Origin of the sequence: Marivita sp., from assembly GCF_022763305.1 — a bacterium.
Lineage (GTDB): Bacteria > Pseudomonadota > Alphaproteobacteria > Rhodobacterales > Rhodobacteraceae > Marivita.
Genome location: NZ_JALEGT010000100.1, coordinates 1 through 16,824 on the forward strand (window position 1 = coordinate 1; position 16,824 = coordinate 16,824).

The window sequence follows — 16,824 nt, forward strand, 5'->3', positions numbered from 1 at the left end:
GGTCGAGAAGACTCGAACTTCCACGGGAGTTACCCCACAGCGACCTCAACGCTGCGCGTCTACCAATTCCGCCACGACCGCACTGTCTTGACTTGGTAGGCGGCTCATTAGCGAAGGTCGCAATCGGGGGCAAGGGCAAATTTCGACAATCTCTCATGCCATCCGCGATTGACGCAGACGCGGCAGAAATACGCGCGCGGCGACCAGACCCAGAAGCCCCGCGATCACCAGCCAGCCCCAGTGCGACGGCGCCCCGAACAGCATCTGGTTCAGCGTCCGCCCCGGCAGGAAGGTGAACGCTCCGGCGATGATCAGACCGTTGGAGTAAAGGCTGCGCAGGATCGCCTCATGCCGTTCAATGTCCCGCGCGATGGCGGCCTTGATCCCGGCCCAGAGCGACCAGAGCGTGAGCACGGCAAACCCGTGCAGAGGACCGATGCCGATGGGCGTGAAATGCGACGGGATCAGGAACGAACCGACCGCCAGCACCGTCATCGCCGTGACCCAGACATAGCCAATCACCTTGTGTGTCCGGTCCCGCCTGCGGCGATAGAGGGCGACCGGCCCAAGGATCAATGCCAGCACAGCAGCGATGATATGCACCTGAACAGGCAGCGGAGCAGTGAGAAAAGGCAGAAGCGTCATGGCGTCCTCTTGTCGTTGGGTGGGTGATGAGGCACCAAAACGACGCGGCTCCGATGGCCGCCAGAGAGGATACGCCAATGACGGCCCAGCTTCGTGAGTGACCCGCGCTTGCATCCCGCGCTTCGTGAATGGCGGGCGCATTTGCTGCACCCGCTGACCCTGAAGGCGCTGTCGGCGGTGAGCGTTGTGCTGTGGCTGATCGGTCCGTTCGCGACACTGTCGTCGCTGTCACTGCTGCCACGTGCGGGCTATTGGACGGTGCTGACCGTTCTTGGCTATGTCATCGGCTATCTCATCGCCTACGCGGTCTTGCGGCCTTCGCTCTCCGGCATGGCGCATCTGGTGCGCATTCTTTTGGCGGGATGCCTGACCGGGTTCGCAATGACTGCTCTGGTCAGTGCCCTGAACTGGCCGATCTTTGGTGTTGTCCCCTTCGGCCCCGGCAGTCTGACGCTGGCGGGCACGACGCTGGTGATCTCGGTGATCGTGATGGCTGTCATTGACCTGTTCTCGCGGCACCTGTCCCCCGCGCCCGCAGATGCACCGCAGACAGTGCCGTTGCTCGACCGTCTGCCCTTCGACAAACGCGGGGCTTTGGTCGCGATCTCGGTCGAGGATCACTATGTCCGCATCCGCACCACCAAGGGAGAAGAAATGATCCTGATGCGCCTCGCCGATGCGATCCGCGAAGTCGGTCCGACGCCCGGCGCGCAGGTCCACCGCTCGCACTGGGCCGCCTTCGATCAGGTCACCTCCGCCACCCGCGACGGCGACCGGGCTGTGCTGCAGATGACGTCAGGGGGTGACATCCCGGTCAGCCGACGCCATATCCCGACCCTCAAGGAGGCGGGGCTGCTGCCCCGGTAGCGCATCCCGACACATTGCCGGGATGCAAGTCTCAAATTGCTGCAGACTTATTCCAGAACCAGCAATGGCAAAGCAGCCTGCTGCGGCTGCGTGGCAGGTGCCGCAGCACTGGGTTGCCCGGACATCATCATGGCCGCCTTCTGAACCAGGCCCATGCGTTCCGGCTGACCCGGCGCGAAGACAGATACGCCATTCGCGTCAAACGAGCTAAGAGCTGCCTCATACCAGGACGCAGCAATCTCGCTGCGCTTCGAGGCACCGATTCCCTGGCTCAGGTGGTGCCCCAGGAGTTCCGCATACCCTGCTTCGCCCAGCGAGGTGAGCAGCAAAGCCGAGCCCATCGCTACGTCCATGTCGTCGATCCGGTACCCCACGGACAGACAGACACGCGCGGTGCCAGCAAGCTGTTGAGGCGACATGCCGCTCGACAGAATGAAGGAAGACACGCCCTGCAGCACTTCTTCCCGAGACTTCAGCGAAACGGCGAGAACGTGGTCTTTGAGCACTGGCCCAAATCCTTTGCACTGCTCTGTGATCTGCTCAGGTGTTGCGCCTTGCACCTTGGCTATGAGATCTTCGCCCTGCGCCATGGCATAGGTGCGTGTCAGACACATTTGTTCCGCAAGCGCGAAATCCGGATCGCTCAGCGAAGCTTCTGTAACGAAGCCACCGTTTGAACTGGTGAGCAAGCTGACTTTGTTGCAGAAAGACGCCAGAGATTGCTGCGCGGGTGCCTGACTGCCCACCATAAATGATGGCAATTGCGACGTGGGCGCAGCCACTGCCGGAGCCTGACCACTGACGACCGGCTGTGCCGTCGCAACGGGCAAAGCGGGCGCGTTCGCCGCCGGAACCGCTGCCATCTGCGTCTGCGGCAACCCCTGTTGCGGGACCTGTGGCGCGACATTCAGCGCCGCCATCTGCGGTGCGTTGTCGGTCTTTGTGCATGTTCCGCGTACACAGGAGAACATCGCTGGAGTGACATTAAAGGCCTGGAAATCGTTCCGCTCATAGCCATCAGGGGTCGAGGCGAAGACTCGCACAGTACAGGCTTGCGCGTTGCACCAGAAGGCCGATCCTGTCACCGACGTGTCGATGATGTAATCCGTCTGGCCATCGCCGTTGATGTCCGCCAGTTGGATGAAGCCATGACGCTGTACCAATTGTTCGGCCGAAGGGTCGGAACTCTTTGCAACCTCGTTAACAGCAGCCGCAACGATAGCTGGCAAACCGTAATGTCCGCCAATCGCTGCTGTGGCGCTGTTGCCCGAGCCGTTCAACTGCTCATCGCGGTAAATCGTGAGAAGGCCGCGGACGCCTTGCGGATTGCTTGCGATCAGTTGCGCCGTGTTCGGCCCTCCGGCCTGAGCGCGATAATAGGATGAAACCAGGAAATCCTGTTCAAAAGTGGTCAATTGGCCGGTCGGAGGATAGCCCAAATGCGCCTGATAAGCCGAAATGGCCGCACGCGAATTTCGGCCCAATACGCCATCGGGTGTTCCCGAATTGAAACCGAAGTAGTTTAGAGCGACCTGAGCCTGCCGATTCGACTCGCGCTGCGCGCTGCTGATACCGGATGATCTGGGTTTTGAAGCTTGCTGATAAGTCCGCTTGGGCGCTGCGCGTTGCTTGTTGCTGTTGCTGATCGCACCACCGATCACACCCCCGATAATTCCTCCAATCAAAGCGTCATTGGCCATTGCAGGAATTGGCGCAGCGATCAGGCTGACGGCCACCACGGTATTAAGAGAAATCCGACGGAACATTGCGAAGCCTTTCAAAACATGTTCATTGCAGCAGAAATCGGCGAAAAACTGCCACCATTCTGGGTTGAATGGCGTGCGAGTCAAGAAAACAATGGCGATACGCATGGTTGAATGGCGCATCACGGACGGGTTGACCGACTATGACGAGGCCGTGGCCTTTATGGAGGCGCGCGCAGCGGCGATTGCGGAGGGCAGCGCCGACGAATTGGTCTGGCTGGTCGAACATCCGCCGCTTTACACCGCCGGGACGAGTGCCAAGGTCGAGGACCTCAAGGACCCTGACCGCTTTCCTGTCTACCCGACCAAGCGTGGCGGTCAGTACACCTATCACGGCCCCGGTCAGCGGGTGGTCTATGTCATGCTGGATGTGGGCAAGCGCGGGCGGGATGTGCGGTGTTTCGTGCAGGATCTGGAACGCTGGGTGATTGCGACCTTGGGCGAGTTCGGCCTGACCGGTCATATCCGCGACGGGCGTGTGGGGGTCTGGATCGAGCGGCCTGACAAGAAACTTTTACCGGATGGTAAAATCGCCGAAGACAAGATCGCCGCCATCGGCATCCGCCTGCGTAAATGGGTGAGCTTTCACGGCATCTCGATCAACGTGGAGCCGGACCTGAGCCATTTCGATGGGATCGTGCCCTGCGGGATCACGCAATACGGCGTGACCTCGCTGGTCGATCTGGGCTTGCCGGTGACGATGGACGACGTGGATGTTGCCCTGCGTCAGACCTTTGACGGCGTTTTCGGCGATGCAGCAAAACTGACACAAACCTGTCACGCAACTGATACCCGAATCCGGTGAATTGCCGGCAGCCGGTGCAGCGCTGATCGCTGCGGTCCGGGCTTGTGCAATCATCATCGGATTTGGATCATGACACCCAAAGACCTTCACGACCTTTCTGCAGACGAATGGGACGAACTGAACTTCCCGCGCCCCGAGGTTCAGGATTTCGACCGCGTGGTCGAGCGCGCAATTTCGCGCCGTGGTTTTCTTGGCGGCGTGCTGGCTTTCGGCTCGGGTGCCGCTGTCATGGGCGCAGGCATGCTCAAGGGCACGACGGCCATGGCGCAGCCTGCCTCGCGGTTCCCGTTCACGCAGATCGCGGCACAGACCGACAGCACCGTGCATGTGCCCGAGGGCTACACCTGGAAAACGCTGGTCCGCTGGGGCGATACGCTGTTCTCGGATGCCGAAGGCGCGTTCGACCCGGCAGCCGGTGTATCGCTCGAACATGCAGACCGCGTGATGGGCGAGAACACCGACGGGATGGAAATCTTCAACGTCGATGGTCGCGATGTCCTCGTCGTGAACAGCGAGTATGTGAACCCCAAGGTCAACCTGCCCCACACAGAAGACGGCATGCCGCAGTCGCTGGACGATGTGCGCATCCTGCAAAGCTTTCAGGGTGTGAGCGTGATGGAGTTGGCGCAGGGTGAGGACGGCTGGTCGGTCGTGATCGACAGCCCCTTGAACCGCCGCATCCACCACAACACGCCGATGACCTTCTCGGGGCCTGCTGCCGGTCACGACCTGCTCAAGACCGAAGCCGATCCGACCGGCATGGCGTCGCTCGGGACGTTCAACAACTGCGGCTCGGGCCGCACGCCCTGGGGCACGTATCTGACCTGCGAAGAGAACTTCAACGGCTATTTCGGCGCCGTGTCCGAAGTGTCGGCCGACGACATGGTCATGGATGGGTTCCGCCGCTACGGCGTGTCCACCAAGGTCGACGCAGGCCGCTACAACTACCACGGTTTCGATCCGCGTTTCGACATCGCGACCAACCCGAACGAGCCGCACCGCGCGGGCTATATCGTGGAAATCGACCCGGCGAACCCGGACATGACCCCGATCAAGCACACCGCTCTGGGCCGATTCAAGCACGAGAACGCCGCCTATGGCATCGCCGCCGATGGGCGCGTCGTGGTCTATATGGGCGACGATGAACGCGGCGAGTTCATGTACCGCTGGGTCAGCCGGGACGTCTACGTGCCGGGCGAGGACACTTCGACCCTGCTGGTCGAGGGCACGCTTTCCGTGGCCGTGTTCGAGGACGACATGTCCGGTCGCTGGGTGCCGCTGACACCTGCCACCACCGGCATGGACGCGGCGCATATCGCGGTCTTCACCCGTATGGCGGCCTCCAAGGTGGGTGCGACAACGATGGACCGTCCGGAATGGATCGCGGTACATCCGAACGCGTCTGAGGCCTATTGCTGCCTGACCAACAACTCGCGTCGTGGCGTTTTGAACGAGGATGGCACCGTGCGCACCAATGCCGGTGGCGATCCGATGACCGTGAACGCGGTCAACCCGCGCGATACCAACCGCTATGGTCAGATCGTGCGCTGGCGTCCCGAGGGCGGCGACCATGGCGCGGACGGGTTCTCGTGGGATCTCTACGTGATGGCAGGCAATCCCACCGTCACAGACGGGCTGCAGGCGGGGTCGGCCAACATCAACGAAGGCAACCTCTTCAACTCGCCCGACGGCATGCAGATCGACTCCACCGGGTTGATCTGGATCCAGACCGATGGCGACGACAGCAACGAGGGCGATTTTGCCGGTATGGGCAACAACCAGATGCTGGCAGGCGATCCGGTCACAGGCCGCATCGAACGTTTCCTCACCGGCCCGAACGGCTGCGAGGTGACGGGGCTGACATGGTCGTCCGACCGCCGCACGATGTTCGTCGGCATCCAGCACCCCGGCGATAATGGCGGCAACTGGCCGGATGGCGAAGGTGTCCTGCCGCGCTCGGCCGTGATTGCCGTGATGCGCGAAGACGGAGGACTGGTCGGCTAGGCCTTCGCGATCAACTAACACACCGACCCCGAACGCTAGCGCGTTCGGGGTTTTTTACCGTTTGGTAAAATCATTAAACTTTAATAACTTAAAAGATTTCTCTTCAAAAAGACGCGTCGGCTTCCCCTTCAAACTGCGACAATAAAGTTTGATCTGCGTCAAATACGTCCGTTGCCGCCGCCTGCCTCACATTCTAAAACGGCGATGGAACAAATGGCGCTCGGAGAATCCCTGCGCCTTTTTATTGGGAACCAGCAGGAGGCAGATATGGCAGACGCCGCCATTCACGGCCACGAACATGAAGACCAGCGCGGCTTTTTCACCCGCTGGTTCATGTCCACGAACCACAAGGACATCGGGATTCTCTACCTGATCGTCGCAGGTCTCGCGGGCTTCATCTCCGTGGCATTCACCGTTTACATGCGCATGGAACTGATGAACCCCGGTGTTCAGTACATGTGTATGGAAGGCGCCCGACTGACCGCAGCGGCGGTCGGCGAATGTACCCCGAACGGGCATCTTTGGAACGTGCTGATCACCGGTCACGGCATCCTGATGATGTTCTTCGTGGTGATTCCGGCGCTGTTCGGCGGTTTCGGTAACTATTTCATGCCGTTGCAGATCGGCGCGCCGGACATGGCGTTCCCGCGTCTGAACAACCTGTCGTTCTGGCTTTTCGTAGCAGGCACCACGCTGGCGATCTGTTCGGTCTTTGCACCGGGCGGCAACGGCCAGCTTGGCTCGGGTGTGGGCTGGGTGCTCTATCCGCCGCTGTCGACCAATGAAGGCGGCATGTCGATGGACCTCGCGATCTTCGCGGTGCACGTCTCGGGTGCGTCGTCGATCCTGGGGGCAATCAACGTCATCACCACGTTCCTGAACATGCGCGCACCGGGCATGACGCTCTTCAAGGTGCCGCTGTTTGCGTGGTCGATCTTCGTCACCGCGTGGCTGATCCTTCTGGCGCTGCCGGTTCTGGCGGGTGCGATCACCATGCTGCTCACCGACCGTAACTTCGGTACGACCTTCTTCGACCCCGCAGGCGGTGGCGACCCGGTTCTCTACCAGCACATCCTGTGGTTCTTCGGTCACCCGGAAGTGTACATCGTGATTCTGCCCGCGTTCGGCATCATCAGCCACGTGGTCGCCACGTTCAGCCGCAAGCCCGTCTTCGGCTACCTGCCGATGGTCTGGGCGATCATCGCGATCGGTGCTCTGGGCTTTGTCGTGTGGGCGCACCACATGTACACTGTGGGCATGTCGCTGACCCAGCAGTCCTACTTCATGCTGGCCACGATGGTCATCGCGGTTCCGACAGGGGTCAAGATCTTCTCGTGGATCGCCACGATGTGGGGCGGCTCGATCGAGTTCAAGACACCGATGCTCTGGGCGTTCGGCTTCCTGTTCCTCTTCACCGTGGGTGGTGTGACCGGGATCGTCCTGTCTCAGGCCGCTGTCGACCGGGCATACCATGACACCTACTACGTGGTCGCGCACTTCCACTACGTGATGAGCCTTGGCGCCGTGTTCGGCATCTTCGCGGGGATCTACTTCTACTTCCCGAAGATGACCGGCAAGATGTACCCGGAATGGGCCGGCAAGCTGCACTTCTGGACGTTCTTCATCGGTGCCAACCTGACGTTCTTCCCGCAGCACTTCCTCGGCCGTCAGGGCATGCCGCGTCGCTACATCGACTATCCGGAAGCCTTCGCGTTCTGGAACTACATCTCGAGCTGGGGCGCGTTCCTGTCCTTCGCCTCGTTCCTGTTCTTCATCGGCGTGATGGCCTGGAGCCTTGCCCGTGGCCGCGCCGAAACCGCGAAGAACCCGTGGAACGAATACGCGGACACGCTGGAATGGACCCTGCCCTCCCCGCCGCCCGAGCACACGTTCGAGCAGCTTCCGAAGCGGGAAGACTGGGAAAAGTCGCACGCGCACTAAGCTGAGTGTGATCTGAAACGAAAGGCCCCGGTGGAGACGCCGGGGCCTTTTTGCTTTGATACTTACCGTTGTTTGCGGGTAGGTTTTGCGGTATGTTTTCCGTGACAGGAGTATGCCCATGCCACGCAAGTCCACCAGCCTCAGCCTCGACGCCGACCTCATCGCCCGCGCCAAGGACGCAGGCGTGAACCTGTCCCGTGCCGCCGAGGCGGGGATTGAACTAGACGTCCGGCGTGCCGAGGCAGAGCGTTGGAAAAAAGACAACAAGGCTGCTTTCGACGCGTATGACAAGTTTGTCGAAGAGCACGGCATTCTGCTTTCCAGACATCGCATGTTCTGACGCATGGCCCGTCAGTTCGACATCTACCGAAGCGATGACGGCGTTCTTGTCGTGGTGGTTCAGGCAGACATCCTGATGCACCTTCCGACGCGGGTCGTCATTCCATTGGTCTCGAGCGAAGACATGAATGTTGGGTTCGATACACTCATGCCAGTCATACTAGAGGGCGACAGCAAGATGCGCCTGTTCCCACAGCAAATGGCAACCGTGATGACCTCCTCTCTTGCGACCTATATCGGCTCGGCAGCGCATCAGCGTGACGAGATCATCCGTGCTTGCGATCTTCTTCTGACCGGGTATTGAACCACCATGCCCTATACTTGGACCGACACCTCTCAGGACAATCAGGAACTGCGCCTCTGGCCGCATCAGTCGCTGCCCGCGCATGGGTTCGCCGCGACCATCCTTGGCATCTTCACCCTTTCGACCATCCCGCTGTATGGGCTGATCGGGACGGTGCTGCTTTGGGGAATTCTGCCCTTCATGCTGATGGCGCTAGGCGCGATGTGGTATGCGCTCCGGCGCAATGAGCGGGACCTTCAGATCATGGAGGTGCTGACCCTCACCCCGGAGGATTTGCACCTGACCCGGCAGACACCCAAAGGCGCGCCGCAGGAATGGCACTGCAACCCCTACTGGACGCAGGTGAACATGCACCAGAAGGGCGGACCGGTGCCGCATTACGTGACACTGTCCGGGGCCGGACGAGAGGTTGAGATCGGCGCGTTTCTGAGCGAAGACGAACGCAAGGAGTTGTACGCGGAACTGTGCGAAAAGGTTCGGCGCATCGCCGCCCCCTGACCAAGAGGCTGCATGGCACAGGTTCCCGCCGTTCCAAAACTCACCCGCGCACGGCATCTGCTGCGCACGACGCTTCTGGGTCGGTCGACCCCAACCGCCGACATGCTGGCCTCGGAGCGCGCGGCCCTGGCCTTGCGGGCGGCAGGCATGACGCGCGATACCGCGCGACAGGTGACGTTCCTCATCCCGATGGTAGGGCCCGATCAGGTCGGCGACTGGGCGGCCGTGGTGGCACGACTGCGGACAACGCTGGAGCAATTCATCGCGCAGGACCATCCAGACTGGCGCGCGGCGGTCTGCTGTCAGGCCCGGCCTGACCTGCCCGACGATCCCCGGATCACCTACCTGCCCTTCACCGATCCGACACCGGGCAACGACAAGTGGCGCAAACTGCGTGTGCTCTGCGAGGCGCTGCCGGATTTGGGAGACACACCCGGCTACGTCATTTCCTTCGACGCGGATGACCTGCTGCGGCAGGGGACGGTGCGCGAGATGCTGACGCGCCAGGACACGGGCGGGTATCTGGTGCAATCGGGCTACGTGATGGACGTGTCCACCGGGGATGTCGGCCTTGCGGATCAGCGCAGCCTGTCTGCCCCGATGCGCAAACCGTTCTGGAAACTCTGCGGCAGCTGCGCGGCGCTGTACCATGACCCAAGCGTGCCGGCCTCGACCGCATTCCTCGCCGAGATGACGCAGCACGAGCACCGGATGTTTCCGTATCTGGCGGTACTGGCCGGACAGCCACTGCAGCCGCTGTCACGGCCCTCGGTGCTCTACATGCTGAACCATGGCGAGAATTTCGGCGCGCGGCGCGGGCGCGTGGGGTACAAGACGCGGTTCGTGCAGCGCTACCGGATCGACGACCCGGCCACGCTGGACACGATCAAAGCTGACTTCGGACTGTGACACCTGAGGGCCCTGCGTCGACGCAGGGCCGCGTTTACGTTGACGGAAACGCGCCTGTTCACATGGCTGCGAGCCGGTCCTTCACCATGCCGCCCACAGCGCCGAAATCCATCTGACCCGTATATTTCGCCTTAAGTGCCCCCATGACGCGGCCCATGTCGCGGATAGAGGATGCACCGGTCTCGGAAACGGCTGCATCCACAGCGGCGGCCACTTCGTCATCCGAGAGTTTGCGCGGCAGGAATTCCTCGATCACGCCGATTTCGGACAGTTCCCGCTCGGCCAGATCCAGCCTTCCGCCCTCTTCGTAGGTCTTGGCCGTGTCCTTGCGCTGCTTGACCATTTTGCCAAGAATGCCAAGGACTTCGTCATCCCCAACCCCGTCTTCGTTGCCCTCCCCGCGCGCGGCGATGTCACGATCCTTGATCGCGGCATTGATCAGTCTGAGGGTCGAGAGCCGTGCACTGTCCTTGTCGCGCATCGCCTGTTTGACAGAGGTGTTGAGCCGGGTGCGAAGGTCCATGAATTCCTATCCCATGGTTGAACGAGCGCGCACATTAAGCGAGGACCCCCTCAGACGCAAGCACCGAGGTATTGGCCTAAGTCATTGAAAAACAACACTATCACATTTTTTCAGCTCCCTTGACCACAAGGCGGCACAGCCTTAGGTTCCGCGAGATTTTACCCTTGCGGAGTCGCGCCATGCCCAAGCTTTCAACGGATACACCGACCGCCTGCCTCGCCCTCGCGGATGGCACGATCTTCTACGGTCAGGGCTTTGGCGCAACCGGCACATCCGTTGCGGAACTGTGCTTCAACACCGCGATGACCGGGTATCAGGAAATCATGACCGACCCGTCCTATGCGGGCCAGATCGTGACCTTCACCTTCCCCCATATCGGCAATGTCGGCGTGAATCCGGATGACGATGAAACCGGCGATCCCGTGGCCGAGGGCATGGTGGTGAAGTGGATGCCGACGCAAAGCTCGAACTGGCGCGCCGTGCAGGAACTGAGCGACTGGCTGAACGCGCGCGGTCGGATCGCGATCGGCGGCATCGACACACGTCGGCTCACCCGTGCCATCCGGCAGCTTGGCGCGCCCCATGTCGCGCTCGAGCACAACGCGGACGGCAATTTCGACATTGCCGCACTTGTCGAAAAGGCGCGTGCCTTCCCCGGTCTCGAAGGACTTGATCTGGCGAAGGACGTCACCTGCGCGCAATCCTATCGCTGGGACGAGATGCGGTGGGCCTGGCCCGAGGGGTATACCCGCCAGACCGATGCCAAACACAAGGTCGTGGCCATCGACTACGGTGCCAAGCGCAACATCCTGCGGTGCCTTGCCAGTGCGGGCTGCGACGTGACCGTACTGCCGGCGACAGCTACGGCCGAGGAAGTGCTGGCCCACAACCCCGACGGCGTCTTCCTGTCGAACGGTCCCGGCGATCCGGCTGCCACGGGCAAATACGCGGTGCCGATGATCCAGACCATCCTCAACGAAACCGATCTGCCGATGTTCGGCATTTGCCTTGGCCACCAGATGCTGGCGCTCGCGCTTGGTGCAAAGACCGTCAAGATGAACCACGGCCATCATGGCGCGAACCACCCGGTCAAGGACACCGAAACCGGCAAGGTCGAGATCACGTCGATGAACCACGGCTTTGCCGTGGACAGCCAGACCCTGCCAACGGGCGTTCTGGAAACGCACGTATCGCTCTTTGACGGATCGAACTGCGGAATCCGCATGGCAGACCGGCCTGTGTTCTCGGTCCAGCAGCACCCAGAAGCAAGCCCGGGCCCGCAGGACAGCTTCTACCTGTTTGAACGCTTTGCCGACTCGATGGCGGCGCGGAAAACGGTCTCTGCCTGAGGGCAGATTAACCGCCTCTTAAGGGTTTGAGAGGTAGCGTCCTCCGGAACGTTTCGGAGGACCCATGTTCGGCAAACCCCACAGTCTGGCCAAACCCGCCTATGTGTTGACCCCGGCGCATCGCGAGGGACAGGCTGCTCCTGCAGATATGCCGGGGCATGCGGTTCTGCGCAACGCGCACCACATGCTGACACGCCAAAGGCGTCTGGACCCGGCGACCTACCCGCCGGATCCCGATCTTGCCGACCTGCTGCCACCTGATTTCTGTCTGGAATATCGCGTTCGTCCTTGGGGACGGGTTGGCGATGCAACGCTTGTCGGCACAATTCCGGGCCGGGATCGCACGCAACTGCGCACCGTTCTGGAACGGGCCATTGGCCCCGTGCTATTTGCAGATGTCGCGGAACAGGACATGCTTCTCATCCTGACCGACCGGCATGCGGATCATTTTGCCGAACTCGCCGAACTCCGCGTACCAACCGAGTACAGCTGCCGCGACATCAACAAGCTGACGCTGTCGCGCGGGCTTGCGGCATCGCTTTTCTTCGGGATCAGTCTGGCATTGATCTACCTGTTTCCGAACGTGTTTTTCGCCGGCATCACAGCCGTGGCCGCAATCAATCTGATTGCCACACTGGTGTTCAAGATCGCGATGCTGATCGCTGGCTACAAGAAACCACCCAGCCGCCCGGTTGACGTTCCCTTGGCTGAAAAGCCCGTGGTCAGCCTGATCGTGCCCCTCTACCACGAAGCAGCGATTGCGAATGATCTGGTGATGCGCCTGTCACGTTTGACCTATCCCAAATCGCTGCTCGACGTGGTTCTTGTATTGGAAGACAAGGATGACCAGACCCGCCAGATGATCGAAGCGGTGTCTCTGCCCGGCTGGATGCGGGTGCTGCGCGTGCCCGATGGGCAGATCAAGACGAAACCCCGCGCGCTCAACTACGCGCTTGGTCATACACGCGGCGACATCATCGGCGTTCTCGACGCGGAAGATGCGCCCGCGACCGACCAGATCGAACGCGTGGTCGAAGCGTTTCACACCGCACCCTCCAACGTCGCCTGCGTGCAGGGGATCCTCGACTTCTACAACACCAAGTCAAACTGGCTGTCGCGCTGTTTTACCATCGAATACGCGATCTGGTTCCGCATTGTGCTGGCCGGTGCCGCGCGGTTGGGTCTGCCCATTCCGCTGGGTGGGACCACGGTTTATCTGCGCCGCGCCGCGCTGAAACAAGTCGGCGGCTGGGATGCGCATAACGTGACCGAGGACGCGGATCTGGGCATACGCCTCTACCGGTTCGGCTATCGCACGATCCTGATCCCGACAGTGACGCGGGAAGAGGCCAACAATCGCATCGTGCCGTGGATCCGGCAACGATCACGCTGGCTCAAGGGGTATATCATCACCTACATGGTCCACATGCGCCGACCGTTTCGACTGCTGCGAGAACTTGGTGCGCGAAAATGGATCGGATTCCAGATGTTCTTTCTCGCCACCATCCTGCAATTCACACTTGCCCCGGCACTCTGGTCATTCTGGCTTGTCTTCCTCGGATTGAACGCGCCCTTGTTCGAGGTGATCCCGGCGGATTGGGCAAAGGGCCTTCTGGCCCTTTTTCTTTTTGCCGAACTGGTCAGCCTGCTGACCGGCTTCATCGCCGTGGCCCGTACGCAGCATGAGGACCTGATGCAATGGGTGCCGATGATGTTCTTCTATTTCCCGATGGGCGTCTTTGCCGTCTACAAGGCGTGGTCGGAACTGGTCTTCAGACCGTTTTACTGGGACAAGACCACACATGGCAGGTCCGAACCGGATCGTCCGGGCGGAGACATCCATGAAACGATACGATGACTGCCGGTCACTCCTTGGCCATCGAATCGAGCTTGAGCCGCGTTACAAACGCCACTGAAATGTGATCCCGAAGGGCTTTGTACGCAGCATCTTCGTTGCGCTGGGTGATGGCATCCACGATGGCCTGATGTTCGGCCAAAGCGATTTCGCCCCGACCCTGCGCCGCCAGGGACGTGGTCGCCATCAACGCCATTGACCGATGCACAAGGTCCAGCTGCTGGACCAGAAACCGGTTGTGCGACGCAAGATGGATCTGCTTGTGAAAGCGTCGGTTCGCCCGGGCAAGAGCGGACGGGTCGTTCAGGAGCGCCCGGTCGTCGTCCACCATGTCCTGCAGGACCTGCACCTCTTCCTCGGTGGCATGGCGCGCGGCCAGCCGGGCTGCGAGGCCTTCAAGCTCGGTCCGGACGACATAAAGCTCGGCCATCTGGTTGTGGTCGAGCGACGCCACGATCAGCGACCGCCCGTCCCGCGTCAGAAGGGATTGTGTCTCGAGCCGTTGCAGCGCCTCGCGGATCGGAGTCCGCGACATGCCGAACCGCTCGGCCAGATCGCTTTCGACAAGTCGGTCGCCGGGCCGGTAAATCCCGACATCAATCGCTTCGAGGATCGACGCATACGCATCTTTCTGAGGAGGTTTTACATCTTTCATACCGCGTGATCCCTAACCGAGTTCCCGCACGATAGCGCCGGTTCCGCGAAAGACGCAAGTTGAGCCATTGCCGCGCCCGGTTGCACCGCCTAGGGTGCCAGTCATGGTGAAGTCTGCTTTCCAACATGTCCGTCACTGGGTGTTCGATCTCGACAACACCCTGTACTCGCCCGCCGTGCGCCTGTTTGACCAGATCGAGGTGCGGATGACGAAATTCGTCATGGACGCGCTGGGTGTCGATCATGACCGCGCCAACAGCCTGCGGGTGCAGTATTGGAAAACCTACGGGACGACCCTCGCGGGCCTGATGCGGGAACATGATGTAGACCCGGCGCCCTATCTGCACGACGTGCACGACATCGACTTTTCCGTCCTTTCTGAGGACCCCTACCTTGCATCGCTGATCCGGGACCTGCCGGGGCGCAAGATCGTCTACACGAATGGATCCGAACCCTATGCCCGCAACGTGCTGAAGGCCCGCGGGCTGGACGACATCTTCGATGCGGTCTACGGCGTGGAGCATGCCGATTTCCGGCCGAAACCCGAACGCGGTGCCTTTGAGCGGGTCTTCGGGCGCGACGGCACCGACACACGCAGCGCGGCGATGTTCGAGGATGACCCCCGCAACCTGGCCGCGCCCCACGCGATGGGGATGCGCACGGTTCATGTCGCCCCCGATGCCATACCGGCGGATCACATCCACCACCACACCCCCGACCTGACGGAATTCCTCGCCCGGCTGACCTGACCGGCTTGTGCTGCGTTGCGGCAATTTGGCAGTGTTCGAACGCTCCGCGCTTCCTATCTTTGTCTGAGACAAAAAGAGGGGTCTCAGATGTCCATTTCCGAACCAACCGGCGCGCTGCGCCGCAACCCGTTCTACGCCGTCCCGGTCCTTGGCTGGATCGCCCGCGATCTCAAGGAGGGCGGACCGGACACGATCTATTATCTGTTGGTTGCGTTGCTGACGCTGCTGGTGCTGGCGGTCAAGACATGGGGCGTGGTCGCGCTGACCATGACCGCCCTGGCGATGGTGCCGGTCGTGATGGTTCTGCTGATCCTGATCACAGTGGGCAAATAGCGCGCCCTGACGCATCGCATCCCGGTCCTGCCCGGCCTATGATCCGGTCAGGACATCTGACGCGAAAGGCCACGCCATGACTTATGACATCGTCGTTTCCGGAGGCGGGATCGCAGGGCTGGCCGCCGCGGCAGCCTTTGGGGCGGACGGCTACAGCGTGCTCTGCCTCGACCCGGCGCCACCCGTGACCGAGCGCGACGCCGCAGGATCGGACCTGCGCACCACCGCATTCCTGCAGCCGGCGCAGGCGTTTCTGGACGAGATCGGGCTGTGGTCCCGGCTCGCAGACCATGCGATGCCGCTTCAGGTGATGCGGATCGTCGATGCGGGCGGGCCAGAGCCCAAGGCCCGGGTCACGAAGGAATTCAACGCTTCGGATATCTCGGACCTGCCGTTCGGGTGGAACCTGCCGAACTGGCTCCTGCGTCGGGAGTTTGTCGCGCATCTGGAGGGGATGGAGACCGTCACCTTCCGTGCCGGTGTGGGAACGACCACGCTTTTCACCCGTGAGGCCGAGGCGCGCGTCGGTCTGAGCGACGGCAGCAAGGTGCGCTGCAAGCTGGTGATCGCCGCCGATGGCCGCAACTCACCGATGCGCCAGGCAGCCGGGATCGACGTGCAGACGACGCGCTTCGGTCAGAAGGCGCTGGCCTTTGCCGTTACACACCCCATCCCGCACGGGAATGTATCGACCGAAATCCACCGCACGGGTGGGCCGTTTACCTTTGTGCCCCTGCCCGATCTGGACGGACGCCCGTCATCGGCGATCGTCTGGATGGAGGAAGGTCCGAACGCCGAAGCCTTGATGACACTCGACACCGAGGCGTTTGAAGCGGCGATGACCACCCGGTCCTGCAGCCTGTTCGGCCCGCTGACACTGGCATCCCGGCGCACAATCTGGCCGATCATCAGCCAGCATGCCGACCGCCTGAGCGGCGAGCGGATCGCGCTGGTGGCTGAGGCCGCGCATGTAGTACCGCCGATCGGGGCACAGGGACTGAACATGAGCCTGAAAGACCTGAGCGTCCTGCGCGATCTGGCGCGGCAGGCCGGCGACGAGATCGGCAGCCGCACGATGCTGGACGCCTATCACCGACAGCGGATCATGGACATCCGGGCCCGCGTTGCCGGCATCACATTGCTCAACCGAACGTCGATGCTGAGCGCAGAGCCGCTCCGGGATCTGCGCGCCACGGGTCTCGATGCGCTTTATACGCTGACGCCCGTGCGCAAAACGCTCATGCAGCTTGGTTTGGGCGCGCGCGGCGCCTGACGCGCGAAACCTC

At 61.6% G+C, this 16,824-nt stretch carries 17 protein-coding genes; 13 read left to right on the forward strand and 4 right to left on the reverse strand.

What is annotated here, in order from left to right; translation table 11 throughout:
* Positions 1 to 153 precede the first annotated feature (153 nt).
* Entirely contained in the window at positions 154 to 645 is a 492-nt protein-coding gene (locus tag MRY75_RS17410) for a DUF2306 domain-containing protein (RefSeq protein WP_292309275.1), read from the reverse strand.
* Between the two features lie 93 nt (positions 646 to 738).
* On the opposite strand from MRY75_RS17410, the gene MRY75_RS17415 reads away from it, so the two are divergent.
* Positions 739 to 1,512: a LytTR family DNA-binding domain-containing protein gene (locus tag MRY75_RS17415; RefSeq protein WP_292309276.1), complete on the forward strand. Its 774-nt coding sequence runs from the start codon at positions 739 to 741 to the stop codon at positions 1,510 to 1,512.
* Positions 1,513 to 1,559: 47 nt separating this feature from the next.
* Here the strand turns inward: MRY75_RS17415 and MRY75_RS17420 are convergent, their stop codons facing one another.
* A complete protein-coding gene (locus MRY75_RS17420; RefSeq protein WP_292309277.1) occupies positions 1,560 to 3,383 on the reverse strand; it encodes a peptidoglycan-binding domain-containing protein in 1,824 nt (607 codons plus the stop codon).
* Between MRY75_RS17420 and lipB the strand changes: the two genes are divergently transcribed.
* The 7 genes from lipB to MRY75_RS17455 all read left to right on the forward strand — a co-directional run bounded on the left by lipB (position 3,382) and on the right by MRY75_RS17455 (position 10,075).
* Positions 3,382 to 4,080 (forward strand): lipoyl(octanoyl) transferase LipB, encoded by a 699-nt coding sequence (gene lipB, locus MRY75_RS17425; RefSeq protein WP_292309278.1) that lies wholly within the window; start codon positions 3,382 to 3,384, stop codon positions 4,078 to 4,080. The genes MRY75_RS17420 and lipB overlap by 2 nt on opposite strands.
* Before the next feature lie 69 nt (positions 4,081 to 4,149).
* The gene (locus MRY75_RS17430; protein ID WP_292309279.1) at positions 4,150 to 6,084 is read left to right on the forward strand and encodes a PhoX family phosphatase; all 1,935 of its coding nucleotides are present in this window, start codon (positions 4,150 to 4,152) and stop codon (positions 6,082 to 6,084) included.
* A gap of 267 nt (positions 6,085 to 6,351) precedes the next feature.
* Positions 6,352 to 8,025: a cytochrome c oxidase subunit I gene (gene ctaD / locus MRY75_RS17435; protein WP_292309280.1), complete on the forward strand. Its 1,674-nt coding sequence runs from the start codon at positions 6,352 to 6,354 to the stop codon at positions 8,023 to 8,025.
* A 118-nt stretch (positions 8,026 to 8,143) separates the two neighbouring features.
* A complete protein-coding gene (locus MRY75_RS17440; RefSeq protein WP_292264685.1) occupies positions 8,144 to 8,365 on the forward strand; it encodes a type II toxin-antitoxin system CcdA family antitoxin in 222 nt (73 codons plus the stop codon).
* A 3-nt stretch (positions 8,366 to 8,368) separates the two neighbouring features.
* On the forward strand, positions 8,369 to 8,668 hold the full coding sequence (locus MRY75_RS17445; protein ID WP_292309281.1) for a CcdB family protein: 300 nt from the start codon (positions 8,369 to 8,371) through the stop codon (positions 8,666 to 8,668).
* A gap of 6 nt (positions 8,669 to 8,674) precedes the next feature.
* Positions 8,675 to 9,166: a DUF2244 domain-containing protein gene (locus tag MRY75_RS17450; RefSeq protein ID WP_292309282.1), complete on the forward strand. Its 492-nt coding sequence runs from the start codon at positions 8,675 to 8,677 to the stop codon at positions 9,164 to 9,166.
* A 12-nt stretch (positions 9,167 to 9,178) separates the two neighbouring features.
* Positions 9,179 to 10,075, forward strand: a complete 897-nt coding sequence (locus MRY75_RS17455; RefSeq protein ID WP_292309283.1) for a hypothetical protein — start codon at positions 9,179 to 9,181, stop codon at positions 10,073 to 10,075.
* A gap of 58 nt (positions 10,076 to 10,133) precedes the next feature.
* Here the strand turns inward: MRY75_RS17455 and MRY75_RS17460 are convergent, their stop codons facing one another.
* On the reverse strand, positions 10,134 to 10,598 hold the full coding sequence (locus MRY75_RS17460) for a GatB/YqeY domain-containing protein (protein ID WP_292309284.1): 465 nt from the start codon (positions 10,596 to 10,598) through the stop codon (positions 10,134 to 10,136).
* Between the two features lie 179 nt (positions 10,599 to 10,777).
* Here MRY75_RS17460 and carA point away from each other — a divergent pair, with 179 nt between their 5' ends.
* Together carA and MRY75_RS17470 are read left to right on the forward strand one after the other, a co-directional pair.
* The gene (carA, locus tag MRY75_RS17465; protein WP_292309285.1) at positions 10,778 to 11,947 is read left to right on the forward strand and encodes a glutamine-hydrolyzing carbamoyl-phosphate synthase small subunit; all 1,170 of its coding nucleotides are present in this window, start codon (positions 10,778 to 10,780) and stop codon (positions 11,945 to 11,947) included.
* Between the two features lie 64 nt (positions 11,948 to 12,011).
* A complete protein-coding gene (locus MRY75_RS17470; protein WP_292309286.1) occupies positions 12,012 to 13,805 on the forward strand; it encodes a glycosyltransferase family 2 protein in 1,794 nt (597 codons plus the stop codon).
* A 7-nt stretch (positions 13,806 to 13,812) separates the two neighbouring features.
* Here MRY75_RS17470 and MRY75_RS17475 read toward each other — a convergent pair whose 3' ends face one another.
* A complete protein-coding gene (locus MRY75_RS17475; RefSeq protein WP_292309287.1) occupies positions 13,813 to 14,457 on the reverse strand; it encodes a GntR family transcriptional regulator in 645 nt (214 codons plus the stop codon).
* A gap of 103 nt (positions 14,458 to 14,560) precedes the next feature.
* On the opposite strand from MRY75_RS17475, the gene MRY75_RS17480 reads away from it, so the two are divergent.
* The 3 genes from MRY75_RS17480 (at position 14,561) to MRY75_RS17490 (ending at position 16,811) form a co-directional block, all read left to right on the forward strand.
* Entirely contained in the window at positions 14,561 to 15,205 is a 645-nt protein-coding gene (locus MRY75_RS17480) for a pyrimidine 5'-nucleotidase (RefSeq protein WP_292309288.1), read from the forward strand.
* 87 nt (positions 15,206 to 15,292) lie between these two features.
* Positions 15,293 to 15,538, forward strand: coding sequence for a hypothetical protein (locus MRY75_RS17485; RefSeq protein ID WP_292309289.1), 246 nt, complete (start codon positions 15,293 to 15,295; stop codon positions 15,536 to 15,538).
* A 76-nt stretch (positions 15,539 to 15,614) separates the two neighbouring features.
* Positions 15,615 to 16,811, forward strand: coding sequence for a UbiH/UbiF family hydroxylase (locus tag MRY75_RS17490; RefSeq protein WP_292309290.1), 1,197 nt, complete (start codon positions 15,615 to 15,617; stop codon positions 16,809 to 16,811).
* Positions 16,812 to 16,824: the final 13 nt, after the last annotated feature.